Genomic DNA, 22,357 nt, shown 5'->3' with positions numbered 1-22,357 from the left:
CCCCTCTCGGCGTCCGCTGGCCCGGGGGCCGCACCGGGGGGTGGGGGGGGCCGGCCCGGGAATCCGGCGGCCGTCACGCGTGGGCGTTCAGGCCGGCCGGTGGTCAGCGGTAGCGACCGCCGAAGAAGAAGGGGTCGAAGAGGTAGGGCCCGAAGAGGTACGAGCCGAAGAAGCCGCGGTCGAAGCGGAAGGAGTCACGGTGGTGGCCGCGGCCGCCGTGACCACGGTCGTAGCCGCCGCGACCGTGATCGCCCGTGACGTGGGTTCCCTTGGTGCCCGCGAGGTCCGGGGTGGCGGCGCCGGCAGCAGTGGCACCACCCAGCAGAACGACAGAGGCCACGCCGACAGCGGCCACAAAACGGGAAACGCGCATACTGACTCTCCTGTCTCGGCGGGCACCGTGGCGGTGTCCGCAGGATTCCGACATGGATGAGCCTGCGTCGAGGACATCCGCGCCGCACCACGGAATTTCGTCACGCTCCGTCACGCGATGCTGCGTCAGGTGCGGCGAACGGTGGACTGCGGACGGCGTGCACAGCCCCTAATCCCTGATGATCACGGGTCCGGCGGGGTCTCAATCACTTCACCACGCACCGTAATCACGAACCGTCACGTCCGGACCTCCCGACGGGTGAATCCTCGTCACCGACAACGTACGCCAACGCGGCCACCCAACCCCCGGGACGACCGGGCCGGCCGCGCGCCCGGAGCGGATGGGAACCGCTCCGTCCCTGGTCATGGGCTCGCGCGTCACCGCGGCCGCAGGACTGCACGAAGTCACGACGACGCGCAAGCCCGGCCCCTCCCGGGAAGACGAAGGGCCCCGGCCCGCCCGAGCGGCGGGCACGGGGCCCCTGCGGCACCCCGGGACGGGTGCCGGACGGAGCGTCAGATGGTCACCGACACGGCGTCAGCAGTCCTTCTCGCGCAGCGAGTGCAGGTACGCGCTCGACCTGCGGGCGAAGCTGAAGGAATCGGGCGGCGTGTCGTGCTCGGTCTGCCAGTGGTGGTCGAGGCGGCCGCCGTGCGTGCGCGTCACGGCCGAGATGAACCGCTGGTAGTCGATGTCTCCGTCCCCGACGTCGACCATGCGGTAGCCGTCGGGGTTGGTGTCGTCGCGCTCACCGTCCTTGACGTGGAAGAGGGGGTAGCGGTCGGGCTGCTTCAGGACGTAGCGCAGCGGGTCGAAGGGGGCGGGGGTGCCGTCCGCGCGCTTGGAGAACCGGAACTGACCCGCGTAGGCCCAGTAGATGTCCATCTCCAGGTAGACCAGGTCGGGATCGGTCTCGGCCAGGAGGACGTCGTACAGCCGCACGTTCGGACGGTCGGTCGCGAAGGAGAACTCCTCGGCGTGGTTGTGCTGGTAGAACTTCATGCCGCGGGCCTTGGCCGCCTCGCCGTACTCGTTGAACTCCTCGGCGCAGCGCTTCCAGCCGTCGACGGTGCTGCCGTAGCGCCAGGGACCGGACGCGGTTCCGATGTGCTTCAGACCGAGGGCCTGGGCGTCGTCGAGGACCTTCGTCAGGTTCTGGGCGAAGGTGTAGGCGCCCGGGTCGCCGTCGTTGTAGTAGCCGACGTGGCTGCCGATGGCGCGCAGTCCGTGGTCGCGGGCGAGCCGGCGCAGCTGGGCGAGGGTGATGGCGCCCGCGGAGCCCTGGGTGTAGCCGGCGTACTCGATCTCGTCGTAGCCGTACTTCTGGAGCTCCGCGAAGACGGGGGCGAAGCCGAGGGTGGAGACCTTGTCCCGCAGCGAGTACAGCTGGATGCCGAGGCGCCCGGGAGGCAGGACCGGACGGCCGTGGCCCTTGCCGTGGCCCTTGTCCTGGGCGGCGGCAGCGGTCGGGGTGGCCAGGCCGAGCAGCGCGGCGGCCCCGGCCCCGGCGGCGACGCCCAGCATGCCGCGTCTGCTGAGCTTGCGGCTGAGCTCCGGGTCGGGGGTGCTGTTACGACGCGTGCTGGTCATTGTGGATAACTCCTTGGCGTCGGTGACGTGTGGTTCAGTGGAGTCCTGCCAGGCGCAGGAGCAGGGACTTCACTTCGGTGGCCGCGACGCGGCCGTCGACGGCACGGGGGACGGAGCAGATGATGAGCGGACCTTCGTCGTCGCTCGCCGGGAGGCGGCCGTGGCTGCCGCGAATAGGCGAGGGGTCGAGCGGCACGACCGCCATGCGGTAGCGCATGCCGAGCTTCTTGCGGGCCAGGGCCGTGGCGGCCTTGACGCGGACGTAGGGGTCCTCGGGGTCCATGAACAGCTCGACGGGGTCGTATCCGGGTTTGCGGTGGATCTCGACGAGCCGGGCGAAGTCGGGTGCCCTGTCGTCGTCGAGCCAGTAGTAGTACGTGAACCAGGCGTCGGGGTCCGCGACGGCGACGAGTTCGCCGGAGCGCGGATGGTCCAGGCCGTGGCGCTTCTTGCCCTCATCGTCGAGGAGTTCGGCGATGCCGGGCAGGGTGGCGAGTGCCTTGCGGGTGACCTCGAGGTCCTCGGGCCGGCGCACGTACACATGGGCGATCTGATGGTCGGCGACCGCGAACGCGCGTGAGGCCATCGGGTCGAGGTACTCCATGCCGTCCTGGGTGTGGACCTCCAGCAGCCCGGCGCGCCGCAGCTCGCGGTTGACGTCGACGGGCCGGCTGACCGGCGTGATGGCGTACTCGGAGAGCGCCACCACCGTGCGGCCCTCCCTGCGTGCGTCATCCAGGAGCGGGGCCAGTGCCTCGTCCAGATCGGTGGCCGCGCGGCGGGAGCGGGGGTCGTCGGGGCCGAAGCGCTGGAGGTCGTAGTCGAGGTGCGGGAGGTAGCAGAGGGCGAGGTCGGGTGTGCGGGTGCGCAGGATGTGCCGGGTGGCGTCGATGATCCAGCGGCTGGAGACGATGTCGGCGCCGGGGCCCCAGAAGTGGAAGAGGGGGAAGGTTCCGAAGGTGTCGGTGAGCTCGTCGTGGAGCTCGGGGGGCCGGGTGTAGCAGTCGGGTTCCTTGCGGCCGTCGGCGTAGTAGACGGGGCGTGGGGTGACCGTGACATCGGTGTCGGCGCCCATGGCGTACCACCAGCAGATGTTGGCCACGGTGTACCCCGGGTGGGCGCGGCGGGCGGCGTCCCACAACTTGTCGCCGGCGACGAGACCGTTGTGCTGGCGCCACAGAAGGACGTCGCCGAGTTCGCGGAAGTACCAGCCGTTGCCGACGATGCCGTGCCCGGCGGGTGGCTCGCCGGTGAGGAAGGTGGACTGGGCGGCGCAGGTCACCGCGGGCAGGACGGTGCCGAGCGGGGCCTGTGAGCCGCTGTCGGCGAGCCGCTTCAGCCGCGGCATGTGGTCCAGCAGCCGTGGGGTGAGGCCGACGACGTCGAGGACGAGGAGGGGGGCCGGCCCGGCGGTGTCGGTCATGGGAGTTCCTTCAGGCCGAGGTCGTGGAGGAGGTCGCGGGCGAGGCCCAGCTCCGCGGCGATGCCGTCGGCGAGCTGGGCGCGGGTGCGCGGGCGCAGCTCGGCGGGGAGGGCCTGCCAGGTGTAGGTCTCGACCTCGAGATGGTGGGTGAGCGGGGCCGGGCCGCCGACGAGGCGGGCGAGGACGTCCTTCAGGACGGGGACGGTGGAGGTGAGCGGAGGCGCGGGCGGTGCGTGCAGTGGCACGTGGAAGTGGGCGCGCCAGGGGGCGCCGGTGGGCAGTGGCCCCTCGGTGAGCGCCTGGTGGAGGTCGTCGGTGCCGTACAGCCCGCCGGCGGTGCGGGCGCGGGTCTGGTGGAGGAAGCGGGGTTCGGAGAAGGCGGCGAGGGCGTCGCGTACGTGATGCAGGTGCGGGTGTTCGGCGTGCAGGGCGGCGGAGAGCTGGACCTTGGGAATGGTGATGCCCGCCGTGGTGAGCGCGTCCAGCGCGGCGGCGGGTTCCTCGAAGGAGGTGGCGAGGTGACAGGTGTCGACGCACACACCGATGCGGGGGTGGGCGATCGCGGTGAGGGGCTCGATCGCGTCCGTGGTGGTCTCGACGATGCAGCCGGGTTCGGGTTCCAGGCCGATCCTGATGGACTTTCCGGTGAGTTCGGCCAGTGCGTCGAGCCGTCCGGCGAGGGTGGTGAGGGCGGTCCTGGCGGTCCTCGCGGCGCGGTCGTCCCAGAGGGTGCGCCAGGCGAGCGGGAGAGTGGAGATCGACCCCTCGGTGACGTCGGCGGGGAGCAGGGCGGCGAGGAGGTCGGCGAGGCCGCTGGTGTAGGCGAGCCGTTCCGGTTCGGTCCAGTCCGGCCGGTAGACCCGGTACTTGACCTCGGCGGCGCCGAAGCCCTGGTACGGGAAGCCGTTGAGGGTGACGACCTCGAGGCCTCGGCGGTCGAGTGCGGTGCGCAGGCCGCGCAGTGCCGCCGGATCGGTGTGGAGGGCGTGCGCGGCGTCCTTGGCGAGCCACAGCCCGATGCCGAGGCGGTCCCGGCCGAGCCGTTTGCGGACCGGTTCGCAGTGGTCGCGGAGCTGGGAGAGGACTCCCTCGAGCGTCTCCGCGGGATGGACGTTGGTGCAGTAGGCCAGGTGAACGACCGAGCCGTCGGGGTGCCGGAAGCGCATGGGTACCGCCTCCTCATTCCCCGCCGCGGAGTATGGAGTTGCCCTCGTGCAGGTCCCCCGGGGCGGGGACGTCGAGCTGGAGCTTTCCGCTGCTGCCGTAGAAGGCGACGGGGTTGCGCCACAGCACCTGGTCGACGTCGTCGTCGGTGAAGCCGGCGGCGAGCATGGCGTCGGCGGTCCTGCGGGTCTTGAGCGGGTCGCTCTTCCCCCAGTCGGCGGCCGAGTTGACCAGCGTCTTCTCCGTGCCGTAGGCCTTCAGCACGGCGACCATGCGGTCCTCGTCCATCTTGGTGTCGGGGTAGATGGAGAAGCCGAGCCAGCAGCCGCTGTCGGCGGCCTCCTTGACCGTGGTCTCGTTCAGGTGGTCCAGCAGGACGTGCTCGGGGTCGAGCGCCGACTCGCGGACGACGTCGATGGTGCGGCGCAGCCCGGCGAGCTTGTCGCGGTGCGGGGTGTGCACGAGGGCGGGCAGTCCGTGGTCGGCGGCGAGCTGGAGCTGGGTGGCGAGGGCGGTGTCCTCGGCGGGGGTCATCGAGTCGTAGCCGATCTCGCCGACCGCGACGACGTTGTCCTTGACGAGGAAGCGGGGCAGCGCGTCGAGGACGGGGAGGCAACGCGGGTCGTTGGCCTCCTTGGGGTTGAGGGCGACGGTGCAGTGGTGGGCGATGCCGTACTGCGCGGCACGGAAGGGTTCCCAGCCCAGGAGGGAGTCGAAGTAGTCGAAGAAGGACTCGGGGGAGGTGCGGGGCTGACCGAGCCAGAAGGAGGGTTCGACCAGGGCGCGGACACCGGCGGCGTACATGGCCTCGTAGTCGTCCGTGGTGCGGGAGGTCATGTGGATGTGGGGGTCGAAGATGCGCATCAGGACTCCTCCGTCCGGGATGTCAGGGCGAGGACGCGGTGGAGGTCCGCGGGGACGGGCCGGCCCGCGGCCGTGCGCTCCGCGGCGTAGTCGCCGAGCATGCGGGCCAGTTCCCCGTCGCCGTGCGCTCGCTGCGCGAGCCGGGCGGCCGCGTCCACCGGCACCCCGGTGAACAGGCACTTCAGCAGGGCGTGGCGCCAGGCGTGCGGGTCGAGGTGCGCCGCGGCGTAGGGGCCGACGGCGGCGGCGACCAGCCGCGTGTCGTTGGTGCGCAGGGCGTCCTCGACGAGGGGCACGCCGTCGGCGGCGGGCGGCTCGAGGTGGGGCAGCGCGAGCAGCACGGCGCGGCGCTCCGCGGCCGTGCCGTGCCGGTACAGGCGGGTCAGGGTGGCTGCGTCGGCGCGGGCCTCCCGCAGGAGCAGCACACGGGCCGCGTCGGCGTGCTCCTGGCCGCAGTGGCGGCCCGCGGAGGCGAAGTGGCGTTCCCAGGCGGGCAGGGAGGAGGGCGCGGTGGGGGTGTCGTCGTCCGTGGCTCCGCCGGAGGCGGCTCCGGCGTCGGCGAGGGCCGTGTCGAGCCAGGCGCGTGCGGTGTCGCCGAGCCGGTCCTGGAGGCCCTCGCGGGTGGGTGTCGTCATGCCGTGGCTCCGTTCGTGGGGGTGCGGGAGCGCAGGAAGTCGAGGGAGGTGCGGGCGAGTTCGGGTCCGGCGTGGGAGTGGCGGGGAAGTTCGACGACGGTCAGGCCCTGGTAACCGGTGTCCGCCAGGGCCTGGAGGACGGGCGGGAAGTCGATCTCCCCGTCGCCGAAGGGGAGGTGTTCGTGGACGCCTCGGCGCATGTCCTCGATCTGGACGTGGCGGAGCCAGGGAGCGGCCTGCTTGACGCAGTCGGCGGGCGGCGCCGGTTCCAGGCACTGGCAGTGGCCGATGTCGAGCGTGAGTCCGAGGGGTTCGGGGTCGCCGAGCAGACCGCGCAGGTGGTGGAAGTCGTCGAGGCAGGAGAGGAGGTGGCCGGGTTCGGGCTCGACGGCGAGCGGGACCCCCGCGGTGGACGCCGCGTCCAGGACGGGCGCGAGGGCGCCTTGGAGTCGTTGCCAGGCGGTGGCGGGCGACGTGCCGGCGGGCGTGATCCCGCTGAAGCAGTGCACGGCGTGGGCGCCGAGGTCGGCGGCGACCTGGACGGCGCGCTCGAGCAGCCGGGTGCGGGCGGCGCGGGCGTCGGGGTCCGGGTCGAGGAGGGAAGGGCCGTGCTTGCGGCGCGGATCGAGGACGTAGCGGGCGCCGGTCTCGACGGTGACATCGAGGCCGAGCGCGGACAGCCGCTGCGCCAGGCGGTGGGTGCGGGCGGCGAGGTCGGGGGCGAGGGGGTCGAGGTGCATGTGGTCGAGGGTGAGTCCGACGCCGTCGTAGCCGAGGTCGGCGAGGAGGGCGAGGGCGTCGTCGAGACGGAGGTCGGTGAGGCCGTTGGTTCCGTAGCCGAGACGCAGGCTCATGTCGGGCTCACCCTCCTGGCGACGCGGCGGGCGACGGGCCCGAGGGCGAGGACGGCCACCGCGGACGCGCCCGAGCCGGAGCGGGCCGTCAGGGCGGCCTGCAGCGGGATCATCGCGCGGATCCCGCCGCCGACCGCGCGCTGGGTCAGCGCTGGGGACGGGTTGAGGGCCGCGTGCAGGAAGGGGGTGAGCGCGGTGCCCGCGTAGGCGGCGGAGGCCAGTGCCGTCATGACGTGGGGCGGGGCCGGTGGCCGCGGCGCCGGTGGTGCCGGTCGTCCGTGTCGGTCGCTGCCCGCCCCGTGCCGGGCGGTGGCCGACGGCGGGCGGGCCGAGGCGCGCAGCCGGTGCAGCGTCCGGGCGGCGTCGGCCGTGACGGCGGCGATCGCCGTGGTGGTGACCAGCGCGGCAAACGGTGCCGTGCTGGAGCCGCCCTGCGTCTCATTGCGGGAGACCGTGGTGACCGCGTAGGTGTGCGCGCCGAGCAGGGCGGCATGGGGCAGCGCGGCAGCGACCGCTCGAGGACGGGTGGCCGTCGCGCCGAGCACGAGGTCGAGGGCGCGTGCCGCGGCCATGGCGGCCGGGCCCGCCGCCGTGTGCTTCAGGCGCAGGTCGTACGCCCAGACCGTCGTCGCGAGGGTGGTGGCGAGGGCGAGCGGTGCTCGTCCCGCGCGGGCGGCGAGCGCCAGGCCGGCCGCGGTGAGCGTCGCGGCGGCCGTCAGGGCGGCGGCCGGGCTGATCCGGCCCGAAGGCAGGGGGCGGTGAGGACGGTCGACGGCGTCCTCGTCGCGGTCGGCCCAGTCGTTGAGCGCCATGCCCGCGTGGTACAGGCACAGTGAGCTGCCGATGGCGAGGAACGTGCCGCGGCCGGGACGCCGTCCGGTCGCGGCGGCGCCGGCGAGGGCGTCGCCGGGGACGGTGAACAGGGCGGACACGCGGAGGAGTTCGGCCCAGTCCCACAGCCGGGTGGCCGCCGCGGGCCGGGCCGCCCCGGCGTCGCCGGTCGCGTCGGCCTTCTCGGCGAGGCCGGCCTTCGGGGTGTCACCCGCCTTCTCGGCGACGTCGGCCTGACCGCTGCTTCCGCATCCGCCCGGGGCGGCCCCCTCCTCCGCCCCGGGCCGATGGGTGCCGCACGCCCCGTCCTGCGCGACGGTGGACTTGGCCGTGCCGCTCGGTGGGCGGCGCGTGGCGAACGCCGTCACTGCGCCGAGGGCCGCCACGACGGCCAGGGCCCGCAGCCGCCGTGCTGCCCGGACCGTCACCGGGACTCCCCCAGCCTGACGGCGAAGTCCAGCAACTCGCCGTACTGCTCGGACAGCGCCGCGGACGCGCCCGCGTCGGGGTCCTTGAAGTAGAAGCCCAGTTCGGGGAGGGGTCCGCTCAGGCCGGCCTGGTGCGCGCGGGCCGCGAAGCGGGCGAGGTCGATGACGAGCGGGGCGGCGAGGGCGGAGTCGCAGCCCTGCCAGGTGGTCTGCAGGACCATTCGGGTGCCGAGGAAGCCGTCGAAGGCTATGTGGTCCCAGGCGGTCTTCCAGTCGCCGAGGGCCGGGACGTCGTCGATGTGCACCTCGCCCTCGGGGGCGGCGCCGAGGGCGTCGGCCAGGACGCGTTCCTTGCCGGCGTTCTTCGCCGCGGCCGCCGCGGGGTCGGCGAGGACCGCGCCGTCGCCGCCGCCGAGCAGATTGGTTCCGGACCAGGCGCGCACCGTCAGGGCGCGCTGGACGAACATCGGGGCGAGGACGGAGCGGAGCAGGGTCTGCCCGGTCTTGCCGTCTCGTCCTGCGTGGGGAAGGCCGCGGGCGGAGGCAGCGGCGGCGAGGTCCCGGGTCCGTATCCCCGTGGAGGGGGTGAAGTTCACGTAGGCACAACCGGCCTCGATGGCCGCCGCCGCGTAGAGGGAGCTCGCCGGCAGGCGGTCGCTGCCGGGCTCGGGAACGGGCTCGGTCGAGGCCACGTTGACGACGACGGTCCGGGCCAGGCCGTGGCGCTCGGTGAACTCGGTGATGTCCGCCGCGAACGCGGCGATCAGCTCGTCGTCACCGCGGGAGTCGCCGGGGAGCGGGCCGCCGGTGCGGATCTCCCGGTCCGCGGCGGCGAGTTCGGCGTGGAGCGCGGTGGGCAGGCCGTGCGGCAGCACGCCGCCCTCCGCGAGCTGTTCCGCCCGCTTGCCCAGCGGGCAGGCGGCCGTGTCGTGGCCGCCGAAGACCAGGGACGGCAGCGGTGGGAGTCCGGCCGCCGCGAAGGGTGCGGTCTCGCTCACCATGCCCGTCGCGGGGTGGAGCCCGGCGGTGACCGCCGCGCACCCCGCGACGGCGGTGGTGGCGACGGAGCCGCGGGCTCCGATGAGCCACACTCCGGTGCGCGGGGGCGACTGGTTGTCCGGTGCCGGTGCCGGCGCGGGCGGGTTCGTCACGGCTGCCTCCCTGGTGCGAGTGGTGGGGGGGGGGGGGGGGGGGGGGGGGGGGGGCCCCCCCCCCCCCCCCCCCGGCTCGTGGGTGCCGGCAGGACCCGCCCTACGAGGAGGGCAGTTCCTTGATCTGGACGTTCCGGAAGGACACCTGGTCGTCGGCCCCGTGGTTCTGCAGGCCGATGTAGCCGTCCTTCAGGCTGCGGACCGGGTCGGTGTTGGTGAAGTCGTTGATCTTGACTCCGTTGAGGAAGACCTGGAGCCGTTCACCCTGGACCTTGATCTCGTAGCTGTTCCACTGGCCCGGGGGACGCAGCACCTGGTCGCGGGCCTTGAGGTTGGCCGACTTGAAGCTGTAGACGGAGCCGGTGGTCCGGTCGGGGGCGTCGGAGGCGTCGATCTGGATCTCGTAGCCCTTGTCCACCGCTGACCAGGGGTCATCGGAGGCCGGGAAGCCCACGAAGACACCGGAGTTGTCGTCGCCGTCCATCTTCCAGTCGAACGTCAGCGAGTAGGCGCCGAACTCCTTGGCCTGGTACCACAGCAGGCCCATGCCGCCCTCGGTGCGCAGTTCACCGTCGACGACGTTGAACTTGCCGGGGCCCGCCTGCTTCCAGCCCTCCAGGGTGCGGCCGTTGAACAGGTCGCGGTAGCCCGTCTGCGGCTTGCAGTCGGCCTTGACCTGTCCGACGGCGTAGCGCAGTCCGCCCAGGAGGTGCTGGCGGAAGGCCGGCTCGGCGTAGGACTCCTTGGTGTGGCCGCCACCGGTGTAGAAGGAGCGGCCGGACTGGTAGGTCTGGCACCACGCGATGGGGTGGTCGCCCTTCATCGTGCCGCCCTGGTAGGTGGTCTCGTCCAGGGTGGCGAGGATGCGGGCCTGACCGCGCGGGTTGGTGCGGTAGTTGTACCACTCGTCGGTGCGCTCCCAGCCGGCCTCGTCGAGGTGCGCGGTGGCCGGGTGGTCGTGGTCCTCGGCGCGGACGGTGGCCTTCTGGATCTGCGGGTGCCCCTGGAAGTAGGCACCGACGAGACCGCCGTAGAAGGGCCAGTCGTACTCGGTGTCGGCGGCGGCGTGGATGCCCATGTAGGCACCGCCGCCCTTGACGTAGTTCTCGAACGCCTGCTGCTGCTCGGCGTTGAGGACGTCACCGGTGGTCGACAGGAAGACCACCGCGTCGTAGCGCGCCAGGTTGTTGCTGGTGAACTGCTTCGGCTCCTCGGTGGAGTCGACGGTGATGTTGGCGGTGGCGCCCAGCTCCTTCAGCGCGGCGACGCCGGTGGGGATGGAGTCGTGGCGGAACCCGGCGGTCCTGGAGAAGACCAGGACGCGCTTGGCGGCGCGGTCGGCCGGAACGTCGGAGAGCTCGAAGTCGTCCAGGTCGTACAGCGCCCCGGAGCCGCCCTTGAAGACCAGGAAGAGCTCGGTGGTCTTCTTCGGCACGGCGCGCAGCGGTACGTCGATCTCCTGGAAGGTCTCCCAGCCGCCGGTCACCGGGACGGGGGCCGAGCCCAGGATCGGGCCGGTCGCCGAGCCGGTGCGCACCTCGAGGAAGCCGCCGGCGCCGCCGGAGGAGATCCGGGCGGTCAGCCGGACGGAGCCGGTGAGGTTGTAGGGCTTGAAGGAGATCCAGTCGCCGTTGTCGATGTTGCCGACGGTACGGCCGCCGTGGGCCTCGGCCTTGTCGAAGAGGTCGACGCCGGACGAGGAGGTGAAGTGCTCGGCCTGCCGGTGGCGCGGCTGCAGCTGCGCCTGGTCGTGACCGGTGAGCGCCTCCTGGCCGCCGCCCCCGCCGTCGGTGTACTCGGCGTCGAAGACGCCGAAGATGTTGGCGTTGGGGTCGTGGCCGCCGTCGGCGGAGGTCTTGATGGTGCCGGAGCAGCCGTTGGCGGAGGTCACGGGGTGGCCGTGGCTGTCGTGGCCGAGGATGTAGGTGACCTTGACCTTGGAGCAGTCGACGGTCCCGTCCTCGGGGTCGGTGACGGTCACCTTGAACGGGATCTCGTCGCCGAAGCTGAACAGGGCGCCCTCCGCGGGCAGGTCCAGCGTCACCTTGGGCGCGGTGTTGCCGACGACGACCTGGACGCTCGCGGTCGCGGCGCGCCCGGTCGGGTCCTTCACCGTGAGGGTCGCGGTGTAGGTGCCGTTCTTGCGGTAGGTGTGCGCGGGATCGGCCGCGGTGGAGGTGCCGCCGTCGCCGAAGTCCCAGCTGTAGGCGAGCGTGTCGCCGTCGGGGTCGGTGGTGCCGGCCGAGGAGAAGGTGACCTTCAGGGGCGCGGCGCCCGAGGTCTTGTTGGCGGACGCCTCGGCGGTCGGGGAGCGGCCGTCGGTGGCGTTCTCGATCCGGTAGAGCGCGGAGTGCTCGTCACCGCCGAACCAGGCGGTGCCGTAGTCGAGGACGTACAGCGCGCCGTCCGGGCCGAAGGCCATGTCCATGATCTGCGTCCCGGTCCAGGGGACGTCGTTGATGGACTGGACGGTGCCGTCCTCGCCCTGCTCGATGCGCTTGATCCAGCGGCGCCCGAACTCGCCGGCGAAGAAGTCGCCGTCGTAGGCCTCGGGGAACTTCACCGGGGAGTCCAGCTCGGGGTCGTACCGGTAGACCGGGCCGCCCATCGGGGACTCGGAGCCGGAGCCGAACTCGGGCACGGAGCCGCCGTCGTAGGGGAGCCAGGCGGCCTGCGCGGGCGGCAGGTCGGTCAGGCCCGTGTTGTACGGGGAGTCGTTCTTCGGCGCGGCGCAGTCGAAGGTCTCCCCGGACTGCCCGGTCGCGAAGTCGTAGTCGACGTACGGGTCGTTGTCACCGGTGCAGAAGGGCCAGCCGAAGTTGCCGGCCTCCGTCACGCGGGCGAACTCGACCTGGCCGCCGGGGCCGCGCTTGGGGTCGGCCGCACCGGCGTCGGGACCGTAGTCGCCGACGTAGGCGATGCCGGTCTCCTTGTCGACGCTGAAGCGGAACGGGTTGCGGAAGCCCATGGCGTAGATCTCGGGCCGGGTCTTCTCGGTGCCCGGGGCGAAGAGGTTGCCCTCGGGGATCGTGTACGACCCGTCGTCGGCGACCTTGATCCGCAGCAGCTTGCCGCGCAGGTCGTTGGTGTTGCCGGAGGTGCGGCGGGCGTCGTACGCGGGGTTGCGGCCCGGGCGGTCGTCGATGGGGGCGTAGCCGTCGGAGGCGAAGGGGTTGGAGTCGTCGCCGGTCGACAGGTACAGGTTGCCCTGGGCGTCGAAGTCGATGTCACCGCCGACGTGGCAGCAGATGCCGCGGGTGGTGGAGACGTCGAGGACCTTCTTCTCGCTGGCCAGGTCGAGGGTCCAGTCGGCCTTCAGCGTGAAGCGGGAGAGCCGGTTGACGCCGTCGAACTTGGCGAAGTCGGCCTCGGTGCCCTGGTCGGGGGCGTCGCCCGCGGGGGTGTCGAGCGGGGGCGCGTAGTAGAGGAAGATCGCCCGGTTCTCGCTGAAGTCCGGGTCGATGCCGACGCCCTGCAGGCCCTCCTCGTCGTGCGTGTAGACGGGGACGGTGCCGATGACGGTGGTGTCGCCGGCGGCGTCGGTCCTGCGCAGCTCGCCGTCGCGCGAGGTGTGCAGCACGCTGCGGTCGGGCAGGACCGCGAGGGACATCGGCTCGCCCGTCTCGGGCTCCCCCTTGGCGAGGGTGACCTGCTGGAACTCCTCCGCCGCCGCGGCCGCGGGCTCCGTGTCGAGAGGCCGGGCCGAGGCGCCTAAGGGGGCGGAGACGACGAGGGACGTGGCGGCGAGGAGGCCGCCGGTGAGGAGCGCGAGTCCCTGCCGGAATCGGGTTCTGGGTGCTCCGGGCCGTTTTCTGTGCACGTGTGTCCTCCGGGAAGGTCGTACGGGCGGATGCAGCTGCCGTGCGGAAGATCCGGGGACCGGCGTGCGCCGTCACGCTGGTCGGGGGTGCCACGTCAGGACCGGCCTCGTGTTTCAGGCCCGTGTCCTGTACACCTCAGGGACGGTAGCCGGGTTCGTCCGGAACCGAAAGCCCTTGTGCGGCAGATAAGTTGGACTTTCTCCAGGCTCAGGACAAAGAGGCACCCGGGCAGCCCGACAGGCCCGGCGGCGGAGGCCGCCGGGCTGTGGACTGCGGGCTGTGACCTGCGGTGACGCCCTAGTCGTTACCTCCGAACGCGGCGTCGAAGGACGCCGCCGGCGGATCGAAGTCGTACCGCTTCAGAAGGGAAAGCGCTTCCGGGGCACCGGCGAGGCGGTCCATCCCGGCGTCCTCCCACTCGACCGAGATCGGGCCGTCGTATCCGATCGACCGCAGCATCCGGAACACGTCCTCCCACGGCACGTCGCCGTGCCCGGCCGAGACGAAGTCCCAGCCGCGCCGCGGGTCGCCCCACGGCAGATGGGAGCCCATGCGCCCGTTGCGGCCGTCGAGGCGCTTGCGGGCCTCCTTGCAGTCGACGTGGTAGATGCGGTCCTTGAAGTCCCACAGGAACCCGACGGGGTCGAGGTCCTGCCAGACGAAGTGGCTCGGGTCGAAGTTCAGCCCGAACGCCGGCCGGTGGCCGACGGCCTCCAGCGCACGGTGCGTGGTCCAGTAGTCGTAGGCGATCTCGGCCGGGTGGACCTCGTGGGCGAAGCGGACCCCCTCGGCGTCGAAGACGTCCAGGACCGGGTTCCACCGCTCGGCGAAGTCCTCGAAGCCGCGCTCGATCATCCGCTCCGGGACCGGCGGGAACATGGCGACCAGGTGCCAGATCGACGAGCCGGTGAAGCCGATGACGGTGCGCACCCCGAAGGCCGCCGCGGCGCGCGCGGTGTCGGCCAGCTCGCGTGCGGCGCGCTGCCGCACGCCCTCCGGCTCACCGTCGCCCCAGATACGGGCGGGCAGGATCCCCTTGTGGCGCTCGTCGATCGGGTTGTCGCAGACGGCCTGTCCGACGAGGTGGTTGGAGACCGCCCAGCACTTCAGTCCGTACTTGTCGAGCAGCGCCCGCCGCCCGTCCAGGTACGCGGGGTCGGCGAGGGCCTTGTCGACCTCGAAGTGATCGCCCCAGCAGGCGAGTTCGAGCCCGTCGTAACCGAAGTCGCGGGCGAGTCGGCAGACCTCCTCCAGGGGCAGGTCGGCCCACTGGCCGGTGAAGAGTGTGAAGGGTCGTGGCACGGCGAGGACCTCCTCGATGCGGGCGTGGTCAGGAGGGGATGGGGGTGTACACGGCGTTCTTCTCGGCGCTCTCCTCCACCGCCGCCAGGACGCGCTGCACCTGGAGGCCGTCGGCGAACGAGGGCGCCGGGGCCACTCCCTCGGCGATGCCGACGACGAGGTCGCGCGCCTGGTGGGTGAAGGTGTGCTCGTAACCGAGCGCGTGGCCGGGCGGCCACCACGCCTCCAGGTACGGATGGCCCGGCTCGGTCACCAGGATCCGCCGGAAGCCGGCCGATTCGGCGGGCTCCGTGTGGTCGTGGAACGACAGCTCGTTCAGCCGTTCCAGGTCGAAGGCGAGCGAGCCGCGCTCGCCGTTGATCTCCAGCCGCAGGGCGTTCTTGCGCCCGGACGCCATCCGGGTGGCCTCGAAGGAGGCGAGCGCCCCCGAGGCCAGCCGCCCGGTGAACAGCGCCGCGTCGTCGACCGTCACCGGCCCCCGCCGTCCGCCCCCGGAGCCCGACAGTCCCGACGACGCGCCGTCCAGCTCGGGCCGATCCCGTACGAAGGTCTCGGTGAGCGCCGAGACGCCCACCAGGAGCTCCCCCGCCAGGTACTGGGCGAGGTCGACGGCGTGCGCGCCAAGGTCCCCGAGGGCCCCGGAGCCCGCGTACTCGCGCTTCAGCCGCCAGGTCAGCGGGAAGTCCGGGTCGACGAGCCAGTCCTGGAGGTAGGTCACCCGCACGTGGCGGATCGTGCCGACCCTCCCGTCCGCGATGAGCCGGCGGGCGTAGGCGACCGCCGGCACCCGCCGGTAGTTGAAGCCGACCATGGCCACCTGGCCGCGGGCGGCGGCCCGTTCGGCCGCCGCGGCCATGACCTCGGCCTCGGCGACCGAATTGGCCAGCGGCTTCTCGCACAGCACGTGCTTGCCCGCCTCGAGCGCCGCGACGGCGATCTCGGCGTGGCTGTCACCGGGGGTGCACACGTCCACCAGCTGGACGTCGTCCCGGTCCACCAGTGCCCGCCAGTCCGTCTCCGCGGCCGCCCAGCCGTGCCGGGCGGCCGCGGCCCGGACGGCGCCCGCGTCCCGGCCGCCGATCGCGGCCATGACGGGCCTCATCGGCAGGTCGAACACGTGGCCCACGGTGCGCCACGCGTGGGAGTGGGTGGCGCCCATGAAGGCGTAGCCGACCATGCCGATGCCGAGCGCCGGCGAAGCGGCACCTGCCTCACTGTCTTCCTTGCCGGCCATATCAGCCATGCCGTTGCTCCTCGTCGGTTGCTCGGATCGGACGGGCGGGGCGGATCTGCTAGATGAAGCCCGTCGGCAGGTACTCGTCGACGTTCTCCTTGGTGACGACGGCCGAGTACAGGGTGATCGACGCGGGGATCTCCAGCTCCGCCATCCCGCCGACGCCCTTCTTCTGGCCGAGCGCACGGGCCAGGTCGATGGCCGAGGCGGCCATCGTGGGCGGGTAGAGGACGGTGGCCTTCAGCACGCCGTTGTCGGCCTTGATGGCGTCCATCGCCGCCTTGGACCCGGCGCCGCCCACCATGAAGAAGTCGTCACGGCCCGCCTGCGCGATGGCGCGCAGGGCACCGACGCCCTGGTCGTCGTCGTGGTTCCACAGCGCGTCGAACTGCTTCTGAGCCTGCAGCAGCTGGGCCATCTTGGCCTGGCCGGTCTCGACGGTGAACTCGGCGGCCTGCCGGGCGACCTTCTTGATGTTGGGGTAGTTCTTCAGGGCGTCGTCGAAGCCCTGGGTGCGCTGCCGGGTCAGCTCCAGGTTGTCGATGCCGGCGAGCTCGACGACCTTGGCGTCGGGCTTGTCCTTGAGCTGTTCGCCGATGTAACGGCCGGCGTTGAGCCCCATGCCGTAGTTGTCGCCGCCGATCCAGCAGCGGTACGCCTGCGGGGAGGCGAAGATCCGGTCCAGGTTGATCACCGGGATGCCGGCCTTCATGGCCTGCAGGCCCACCTGGGTGAGGGCCTTGCCGTCGGCCGGCAGGATGACCAGGACGTCGACCTTCTTGTTGATCAGCGTCTGGATCTGCCCGATCTGGGCGGCGGTGTCGTTGGAGCCCTCGGTGATCTCCAGCGTCACCTCGGAGTACTTCGCGGCGCGGTCCTTGGCGTTCTGGTTGATGGCGTTGAGCCAGCCGTGGTCGGCCTGCGGGCCGGCGAAGCCGATCGTGACCGGCGTGCCGGGCTTGTCGTCGGCGGCCGCCGCCGTGGTGGCGGCCGTGCCGGCCTTCTTCGGCTCGTTGCTGGTGCAGGCGGTGAGTGCCGCTCCGGCGGAGACGGCGGCGGCGCCGAAGAGCAGTCCTCTGCGGCTGGTGACCGGGATTCGTGGCATGACGGTGAAACCCTTCGGGATAGGGCGGTGCGGGGCGCGTGCGGGTTGTCGGTGGAGCCGGGCGCGACGGGCTGGGTCAGCCGTCGCCGTTGCGCAAGGTGCTGCGCTGGACCAGGACGGCGGCCACGATGATCGCTCCCTTGGCGATCTGCTGGACGGCGCTCTCCAGGTTGTTGAGGGCGAAGATGTTCTGGATGGTGGTGAACACCAGGACGCCGAGGACGGAGCCGACGATCGTCCCGCGGCCGCCGCTGAGCAGCGTGCCGCCGATGATCGCCGCGGCGATGGCGTCGAGTTCGTAGAGGTTGCCGTTGGTGTTCTGGCCCGAGCCGGACAGGATGATCAGCATGAAGGCCGCGATGCCGCAGCACAGCCCGGACAGCAGGTAGAGGTAGAGCCGCTGCCGGCGGACGTCGATGCCGGCGAGGCGGGCCGCCTCCGCGTTGCCGCCGACGGCCACGCTCCGGCGCCCGAAGGTCGTCCGGTTCAGCACCAGCCAGCCGATGACCGTGACCCCGGCGAAGACCAGCACCAGCGGCGGGATGCCGAGGACGTAGGTGGCGGGAAGGCCGAGGTCGAGCACCGAGTTCACGGTGACGATCTGTGTCTTTCCGTCGGTGAGGTACAGGGCGAGCCCGCGCGCCGAGGCGAGCATGGCGAGGGTCGCGATGAACGGCACCATGCTGCCGTAGGCGATGAGCACCCCGTTGACCAGCCCGCAGCCGATGCCGACGACGACCGCGGTGAAGAGGATGCCCGTGAAGCCGTACTCCTGGGTGGCGAGGGTCGACGCCCACACGGAGGCGAGTGCGACGATCGCGCCGACGGACAGGTCGATGCCCCCACTGATGATCACGAAGGTCATGCCGACGGTGACGACACCGATGACGGACGCCTGGGTGAGCACCAGTTGGAGGTTGGAGACATCCAGGAAGCTGTCGGGCTGCGTGATGCCGCCGACGAGGACGAGGGCGGCGAGGACGCCGAGGAGGGACAGGTTGCGGACGTCGGCGTGGAGCCCCAGCGCCGGACGCCGGCCGCCGCCCTTCGTGACGGGGGGCGCGTCCGCGGGCGGCGTCGGTGCCTGCGGGGCCTCGGAGGCGGGCTGCGTCATCGGCTCGGGCTCCCTTCCATGACAAGGTCGAGTACGCGGTGTTCGTCCAGCTCCGTCGCGGGCGCGGCGTGCACGACGCGTCCCTCGCGGAGCACCAGCACCCGGTCCGCGAGCCCCAGGACCTCGGGGACCTCGCTGGAGACGAGCAGTACGGCGAGCCCGTCGTCGGCGAGCCGGCGGATCACCGCGTAGAGCTCGGCGCGGGCGCCCACGTCGACGCCCCGGGTCGGCTCGTCGAGCAGCAGGACACGGCAGCCGCGCAGCAGCCAGCGGGCCAGGACGGCCTTCTGCTGGTTGCCGCCGGACAGGGTGCGCACCCGGGCGTCGGGGTTGTCGGGCCGCAGTGACAGCGACCGGGTGGACTCCCGGGCGGCGCGTCGTTCCTCCCTGCGGTCGAGCCAGCCGGCCCGGGAGAAGCGGGCGAGGGTGGACACCGAAACGTTGCGCGTGACGGACTCCAGCATCAGCAGCGCCTGTGCCTTGCGCTCCTCCGGCGCCAGCCCCAGCCCGGCGCGGACGGCCGAGCGCACGCTGCCGGGCTTGAGGGGCCGGCCGTCGACGGTGACCCGGCCGGCGGTGGGCTTCCTGGCACCGTAGAGCGTCTCGAGGATCTCCGACCGTCCGGAGCCCACGAGCCCGGCCAGCCCGACGATCTCTCCCGGGCGCACCTCCAGGTCGACCGCGGCGAACTCGCCGTCCCGGGCGAGCCCTTCGACCCGCAGGACGGGATCGCCGGAGCGCGGTCCGGCGGGGCGCCGGGGGAAGACGTACTCGACGTCACGGCCCGTCATGAGCGCCACGATGTCCCGCGTCGGCATCGACTTGGCGGGGAGGCCGCCGGCGACCGCGCGGCCGTCCTTCAGGACGGTGACCCGGTCGCCGACACGGCGGATCTCCTCCAGCCGGTGGGAGATGTAGACGACCGCGACGCCGTCGGCGGTCAGCTGCCCGACGATGCGGAGCAGGTTGTCGGTCTCCTCGGGGTCCAGCGCGGCGGACGGCTCGTCCATGACGATGAGGCGCACGTCGTGGGAGAGCGCCCGGGCCATCGAGACGATCTGCTGCTGGGCGGCCGAGAGGTCGCCGACACGCCGGGCCGGGTCGATCTCGGCGTGGCCGAGCCGGCGCAGCAGGACGGCGGCCTCACGGCGGGCGTCACCTCCGCGCACCACGAACCCGGCGGTGGTCGGTTCATGGCCGAGGAAGACGTTCTCGGCCACGGACAGCCCCTCGACCAGGTCGAGTTCCTGGTAGATGGTGGCGATGCCGAGCCGCATCGCGGCGATCGGCGACTTCAGCGCCACCGGCTCCCCGCGCCAGGTGATCTCCCCGCCGTCGGGCTGGTGGGCCCCGGCGAGCACCTTGATGAGGGTGGACTTCCCCGCGCCGTTCTGGCCGAGGAGGCAGTGCACCTCGCCGGCCTGGACGTCCAGGTCGACGCCGTCCAGGGCGCGGACGCCGGGGAAGGACTTGGTGATGCCGGACATGGTGAGCAGCGGCGCTGCTGTCGGGGGCGGCGGTGCCGGTGGTTCAGGTGCCATGACGATCCCCTCGGCGGATGCGGGTGACACGTGCGCGTGCGGAGCGTGCAGGTGGAGCCGGTGGTGCCGTGGTGCCGGTGGAGCGCTTGGCCGGTGGGGGGATCAGGCCGGGGAGAACACGTGGTCGCTGATGAGGCGGGCGGCGCCGATCACGCCGGCGGTGGGGCCCAGTTCACCCAGGACGATGGGCAGGTTGCCGGTCGCGAGCGGCAGTGACTGGCGGTAGACCTGGCTGCGGATGCTGGCGAGCAGGGTGTGGCCGAGACCGGTGACACCGCCGCCGATCACCACCAGCGCGGGGTTGAAGAAGCTGACGAGTCCGGCGATGACCTGCCCGACGCGGTTGCCCCCCTCGCGGATGAGTTCCAGTGCCGCCGCGTCGCCGACGGCGGCCGCCGCGGCGACGTCGACGGCGGAGAGCCGCCCGGCCGCCTCGAGCCGGGCCGCGAGGGCTGAGGACTGTCCCGACCTGGCCGCCTCCAGGGCGTCCTGGGCGAGCGCGGCACCGCTGAAGTGGGCTTCCAGGCAGCCCTTGTTGCCGCAGGCGCAGGCGCGTCCGTCGGCCTCGACCCGGATGTGGCCGATGTCGCCGGCGCTGCCGGTCACACCGCGGTGCACCTCACCGCCGACGACGATGCCGCAGCCGATGCCGGTGCCGATCTTGACGCAGAGGAAGTCGCCGACGGAGCGGGCGACCCCGGCGTGTTGCTCCCCCATGGCCATCAGGTTCACGTCGTTGTCGACCATGACGGGGCAGCCCAGTTCCTGGCTGAGCGCCTCGCGGACCGGGAAGCCGTCCCAGCCGGGCATGATCGGCGGCGCGACGGGGACGCCCTCGGGGAAGCGCACCGGCCCCGGCACCCCGATCCCCGCGCCGTCGAAGCCCTCTGCGAGGCCGGCGGCCCGGAGCTTGGCGGCCATCTCCAGGATCCGCTCGAAGACGGCGACCGGTCCCTCACGGACGTCCATCGGGTGGTTGAGGTGGCCGAGCACCTCCAACTCGGCGTTGGTGACCGCGACGTCGACGGAGGTGGCGCCGATGTCGACGCCGAGGAAGCGCAGGCCCGGGGCGAGCCTGATGTTGTGCGAACGCCGCCCGCCGCGCGAGGCGGCGAGGCCGTCCGCGACGACGAGGCCCGTCTCCAGCAGCCGGTCGACCTCGACGGCGAGCTTGGAACGGGACAGGTCGATCTGGTCCCCCATCTGGGCACGGGAGTTGGGTCCGCCGTCACGGAGCAGCCGCAGGAGCCGCGCCTGGTGCGCGTTGGCGGGTCGAGCTGTCATGCGTCTCACGTGCCCCTCACCTCCCCCGGCCGCGGCATGGGGATACCGGACCGGCATCGGCCGGTCCCGCTCCGTCAGGCTTTCGATGGGAAAGTAGCAGCGCCCGCCCAGTGGGGGAAGAAGTTGCGCAGGAATCGGGAAGGTCTTTTTCCGGTTCCAGGACAAAGTCCGGGCGCGGGCCAACTCACCCGGCGTACTTGGGCCATGGGGGTAGCGCACACCCAACCCGCGGCAACGACACGACGAACGGAAGGGAACGGCCGCGTTCCGGCGGGCGGTGCCCGCCGGGGGTCACACCGGCGAGAAGACGTGGTCGCTGATCAGACGGGTGGCCCCGACCACGCCGGCGGTCGGGCCGAGTTCGCTGAGGACGATCGGCAGGTTGCCGGTGGCCAGCGGCAGCGACTGGCCGTACACCTGGCTGCGGATGCTCGCCAGGAGGGTGTGCCCCAGGCCGGTGAGCCCGCCGCCGATCACGACGAGTCCGGGGTTGAAGAAGCTCACCAGGCCCGCGATGACCTGGCCGGTCCGGTTGCCGCCCTGACGGATGAGGTCGAGGGCCGTGCCGTCCCCGCCCGCCGCGGCGGCCGCCACGTCGGCGGAGGTCAGCGTCCCTGCCGAGGCCAACCGGCCGGCGAGCGCGGCCGATTCGCCCGCTGCCGCCGTGGCGGCCGCGTCCCGGGCCAGGGCGCTGCCGCCGAAGTAGGCCTCGAGGCAGCCGTGGTTGCCGCAGGCACAGGAGAGTCCGCCCGGCACGACCTGGATGTGCCCGATGTCCCCGGCGCTGCCGGTGACCCCGCGGTAGACCTGACCGCCCACGACGATGCCGCAGCCGATCCCGGTCCCGATCTTGACGAAGAGGAAGTCCCGCACGGATCGGGCGACCCCGGCGTGCTGCTCCCCCAGCGCCATGAGGTTCACGTCGTTGTCGACCAGGACGGGACAGCCGAGTTCCTGGCTCATGGCCTCCCGGACGGGGAAACCGTCCCAGCCCGGCATGATCGGCGGCGCGACCGGTACGCCGTCGGGGAAGCGAACCGGACCCGGCACCCCGATCCCCGCGCCGTCGAAGCTCTCCGCGGCACCGGCGGCGCGCAGTTCGGCCGCCATCGCCAGCACCTGCTCGAACACGGCTACCGGCCCCTCGCGCACGTCGAACCGCGCGGAACGGTTGCCGAGCACCTCCAGCTCCGCGTTGGTGACGGCGACGTCGACCGAGGTGGCGCCGATGTCCACGCCCAGGAAGCGCAGCGAGGGGGCGAGGCGCACGTTGTGGGAGGGCCGTCCGCCGCGGGAGGCGGCGAGTCCGTCGGGGACCACGAGCCCGGTCTCCAGGAGGCGGTCGACCTCGACCGCCAGCTTGGACCGGGAGAGCTCCACCTGGTCGCCGAGCACGGCCCGCGACTGCGGGCCCGCGTCGCGCAGCAGGCGCAGCACCCGCGCCTGGTGCCCGTTCGCCGGACGGGCCGTCATCCGTCTCACGTCGCGCCTCTCCCTCGCCGGTCACCCTCGGGTGCGTCTCGTCACCCTCCGGACGGGGCCACGACTGGACCGGACCGTACCACCGGGGTGGGCGGCCGGGAAGAAACCGCCGAAAGGCACCCGCGGGCCCCTTCCACGGGCGGTCCGGGGAGCGTCGTTTG

General features: G+C 72.5%; 17 protein-coding genes. All 17 read right to left on the bottom strand.

The window, feature by feature from the left end; translation table 11 throughout:
- Nucleotides 1-103 precede the first annotated feature (103 nt).
- The gene (locus tag ACFW3D_RS35975) at nt 104-340 is read right to left on the bottom strand and encodes a hypothetical protein (RefSeq protein WP_500511760.1); all 237 of its coding nucleotides are present in this window, start codon (nt 338-340) and stop codon (nt 104-106) included.
- A 570-nt stretch (nt 341-910) separates the two neighbouring features.
- Nucleotides 911-1,963 carry a sugar phosphate isomerase/epimerase family protein gene (locus ACFW3D_RS35970; RefSeq protein WP_500511758.1) on the bottom strand — a complete coding sequence of 351 codons (1,053 nt, stop codon included), beginning with the start codon at nt 1,961-1,963 and terminating at the stop codon, nt 911-913.
- 34 nt (nt 1,964-1,997) lie between these two features.
- Nucleotides 1,998-3,386 carry an alkaline phosphatase family protein gene (locus tag ACFW3D_RS35965; RefSeq protein ID WP_500511756.1) on the bottom strand — a complete coding sequence of 463 codons (1,389 nt, stop codon included), beginning with the start codon at nt 3,384-3,386 and terminating at the stop codon, nt 1,998-2,000.
- Entirely contained in the window at nt 3,383-4,552 is a 1,170-nt protein-coding gene (eboE, locus tag ACFW3D_RS35960; RefSeq protein ID WP_500511754.1) for a metabolite traffic protein EboE, read from the bottom strand. Before eboE ends, ACFW3D_RS35965 begins: the two co-directional genes overlap by 4 nt.
- Nucleotides 4,553-4,565: 13 nt before the next feature.
- Nucleotides 4,566-5,414, bottom strand: coding sequence for a TatD family hydrolase (locus ACFW3D_RS35955; RefSeq protein ID WP_500511752.1), 849 nt, complete (start codon nt 5,412-5,414; stop codon nt 4,566-4,568).
- A complete protein-coding gene (locus ACFW3D_RS35950; RefSeq protein WP_500511750.1) occupies nt 5,414-6,049 on the bottom strand; it encodes an EboA domain-containing protein in 636 nt (211 codons plus the stop codon). The genes ACFW3D_RS35955 and ACFW3D_RS35950 overlap by 1 nt, the downstream gene beginning before the upstream one ends.
- Nucleotides 6,046-6,903, bottom strand: a complete 858-nt coding sequence (locus ACFW3D_RS35945) for a sugar phosphate isomerase/epimerase family protein (protein ID WP_500511748.1) — start codon at nt 6,901-6,903, stop codon at nt 6,046-6,048. The genes ACFW3D_RS35950 and ACFW3D_RS35945 overlap by 4 nt, the downstream gene beginning before the upstream one ends.
- On the bottom strand, nt 6,900-8,162 hold the full coding sequence (locus ACFW3D_RS35940; RefSeq protein WP_500511746.1) for an SCO3242 family prenyltransferase: 1,263 nt from the start codon (nt 8,160-8,162) through the stop codon (nt 6,900-6,902). Before ACFW3D_RS35940 ends, ACFW3D_RS35945 begins: the two co-directional genes overlap by 4 nt.
- Complete coding sequence (locus tag ACFW3D_RS35935; protein WP_500511745.1) at nt 8,159-9,313, bottom strand: inositol-3-phosphate synthase; 1,155 nt, start codon at nt 9,311-9,313, stop codon at nt 8,159-8,161. The genes ACFW3D_RS35940 and ACFW3D_RS35935 overlap by 4 nt, the downstream gene beginning before the upstream one ends.
- A gap of 100 nt (nt 9,314-9,413) precedes the next feature.
- Nucleotides 9,414-13,133 carry a ThuA domain-containing protein gene (locus ACFW3D_RS35930; protein ID WP_500511744.1) on the bottom strand — a complete coding sequence of 1,240 codons (3,720 nt, stop codon included), beginning with the start codon at nt 13,131-13,133 and terminating at the stop codon, nt 9,414-9,416.
- Nucleotides 13,134-13,431: 298 nt separating this feature from the next.
- Complete coding sequence (locus ACFW3D_RS35925) at nt 13,432-14,436, bottom strand: sugar phosphate isomerase/epimerase family protein (RefSeq protein ID WP_499605321.1); 1,005 nt, start codon at nt 14,434-14,436, stop codon at nt 13,432-13,434.
- 28 nt (nt 14,437-14,464) lie between these two features.
- Nucleotides 14,465-15,679, bottom strand: a complete 1,215-nt coding sequence (locus ACFW3D_RS35920; protein ID WP_500511743.1) for a Gfo/Idh/MocA family protein — start codon at nt 15,677-15,679, stop codon at nt 14,465-14,467.
- Nucleotides 15,680-15,728: 49 nt separating this feature from the next.
- Nucleotides 15,729-16,775: a substrate-binding domain-containing protein gene (locus ACFW3D_RS35915; RefSeq protein ID WP_499605322.1), complete on the bottom strand. Its 1,047-nt coding sequence runs from the start codon at nt 16,773-16,775 to the stop codon at nt 15,729-15,731.
- 76 nt (nt 16,776-16,851) lie between these two features.
- Nucleotides 16,852-17,889 carry an ABC transporter permease gene (locus tag ACFW3D_RS35910; RefSeq protein ID WP_500511741.1) on the bottom strand — a complete coding sequence of 346 codons (1,038 nt, stop codon included), beginning with the start codon at nt 17,887-17,889 and terminating at the stop codon, nt 16,852-16,854.
- Entirely contained in the window at nt 17,886-19,430 is a 1,545-nt protein-coding gene (locus tag ACFW3D_RS35905; RefSeq protein ID WP_500511739.1) for a sugar ABC transporter ATP-binding protein, read from the bottom strand. The genes ACFW3D_RS35910 and ACFW3D_RS35905 overlap by 4 nt, the downstream gene beginning before the upstream one ends.
- A gap of 102 nt (nt 19,431-19,532) precedes the next feature.
- The gene (locus ACFW3D_RS35900) at nt 19,533-20,714 is read right to left on the bottom strand and encodes an ROK family protein (RefSeq protein WP_500511737.1); all 1,182 of its coding nucleotides are present in this window, start codon (nt 20,712-20,714) and stop codon (nt 19,533-19,535) included.
- Between the two features lie 291 nt (nt 20,715-21,005).
- Entirely contained in the window at nt 21,006-22,187 is a 1,182-nt protein-coding gene (locus ACFW3D_RS35895) for an ROK family protein (RefSeq protein WP_500511767.1), read from the bottom strand.
- Nucleotides 22,188-22,357: the final 170 nt, after the last annotated feature.

Origin of the sequence: Streptomyces sp. NPDC058864 (genome assembly GCF_042742985.1) — a bacterium.
In the GTDB taxonomy this organism is placed as follows: Bacteria; Actinomycetota; Actinomycetes; order Streptomycetales; family Streptomycetaceae; genus Actinacidiphila.
This window is presented reverse-complemented; position numbering and strand designations above follow the sequence as displayed.

What these genes read in the sequence shown, in the direction of transcription:
- ACFW3D_RS35970 (WP_500511758.1), bottom strand. Translation starts at nt 1,963, where the DNA reads ATGACCAGCACGCGTCGTAACAGCACCCCCGACCCGGAGCTCAGCCGC.
- ACFW3D_RS35965 (WP_500511756.1), bottom strand. Translation starts at nt 3,386, where the DNA reads ATGACCGACACCGCCGGGCCGGCCCCCCTCCTCGTCCTCGACGTCGTC.
- eboE (WP_500511754.1), bottom strand. Translation starts at nt 4,552, where the DNA reads ATGCGCTTCCGGCACCCCGACGGCTCGGTCGTTCACCTGGCCTACTGC.
- ACFW3D_RS35955 (WP_500511752.1), bottom strand. Translation starts at nt 5,414, where the DNA reads ATGCGCATCTTCGACCCCCACATCCACATGACCTCCCGCACCACGGAC.
- ACFW3D_RS35950 (WP_500511750.1), bottom strand. Translation starts at nt 6,049, where the DNA reads ATGACGACACCCACCCGCGAGGGCCTCCAGGACCGGCTCGGCGACACC.
- ACFW3D_RS35945 (WP_500511748.1), bottom strand. Translation starts at nt 6,903, where the DNA reads ATGAGCCTGCGTCTCGGCTACGGAACCAACGGCCTCACCGACCTCCGT.
- ACFW3D_RS35920 (WP_500511743.1), bottom strand. Translation starts at nt 15,679, where the DNA reads ATGGCTGATATGGCCGGCAAGGAAGACAGTGAGGCAGGTGCCGCTTCG.
- ACFW3D_RS35915 (WP_499605322.1), bottom strand. Translation starts at nt 16,775, where the DNA reads ATGCCACGAATCCCGGTCACCAGCCGCAGAGGACTGCTCTTCGGCGCC.
- ACFW3D_RS35910 (WP_500511741.1), bottom strand. Translation starts at nt 17,889, where the DNA reads ATGACGCAGCCCGCCTCCGAGGCCCCGCAGGCACCGACGCCGCCCGCG.
- ACFW3D_RS35905 (WP_500511739.1), bottom strand. Translation starts at nt 19,430, where the DNA reads ATGGCACCTGAACCACCGGCACCGCCGCCCCCGACAGCAGCGCCGCTG.
- ACFW3D_RS35900 (WP_500511737.1), bottom strand. Translation starts at nt 20,714, where the DNA reads ATGACAGCTCGACCCGCCAACGCGCACCAGGCGCGGCTCCTGCGGCTG.
- ACFW3D_RS35895 (WP_500511767.1), bottom strand. Translation starts at nt 22,187, where the DNA reads ATGACGGCCCGTCCGGCGAACGGGCACCAGGCGCGGGTGCTGCGCCTG.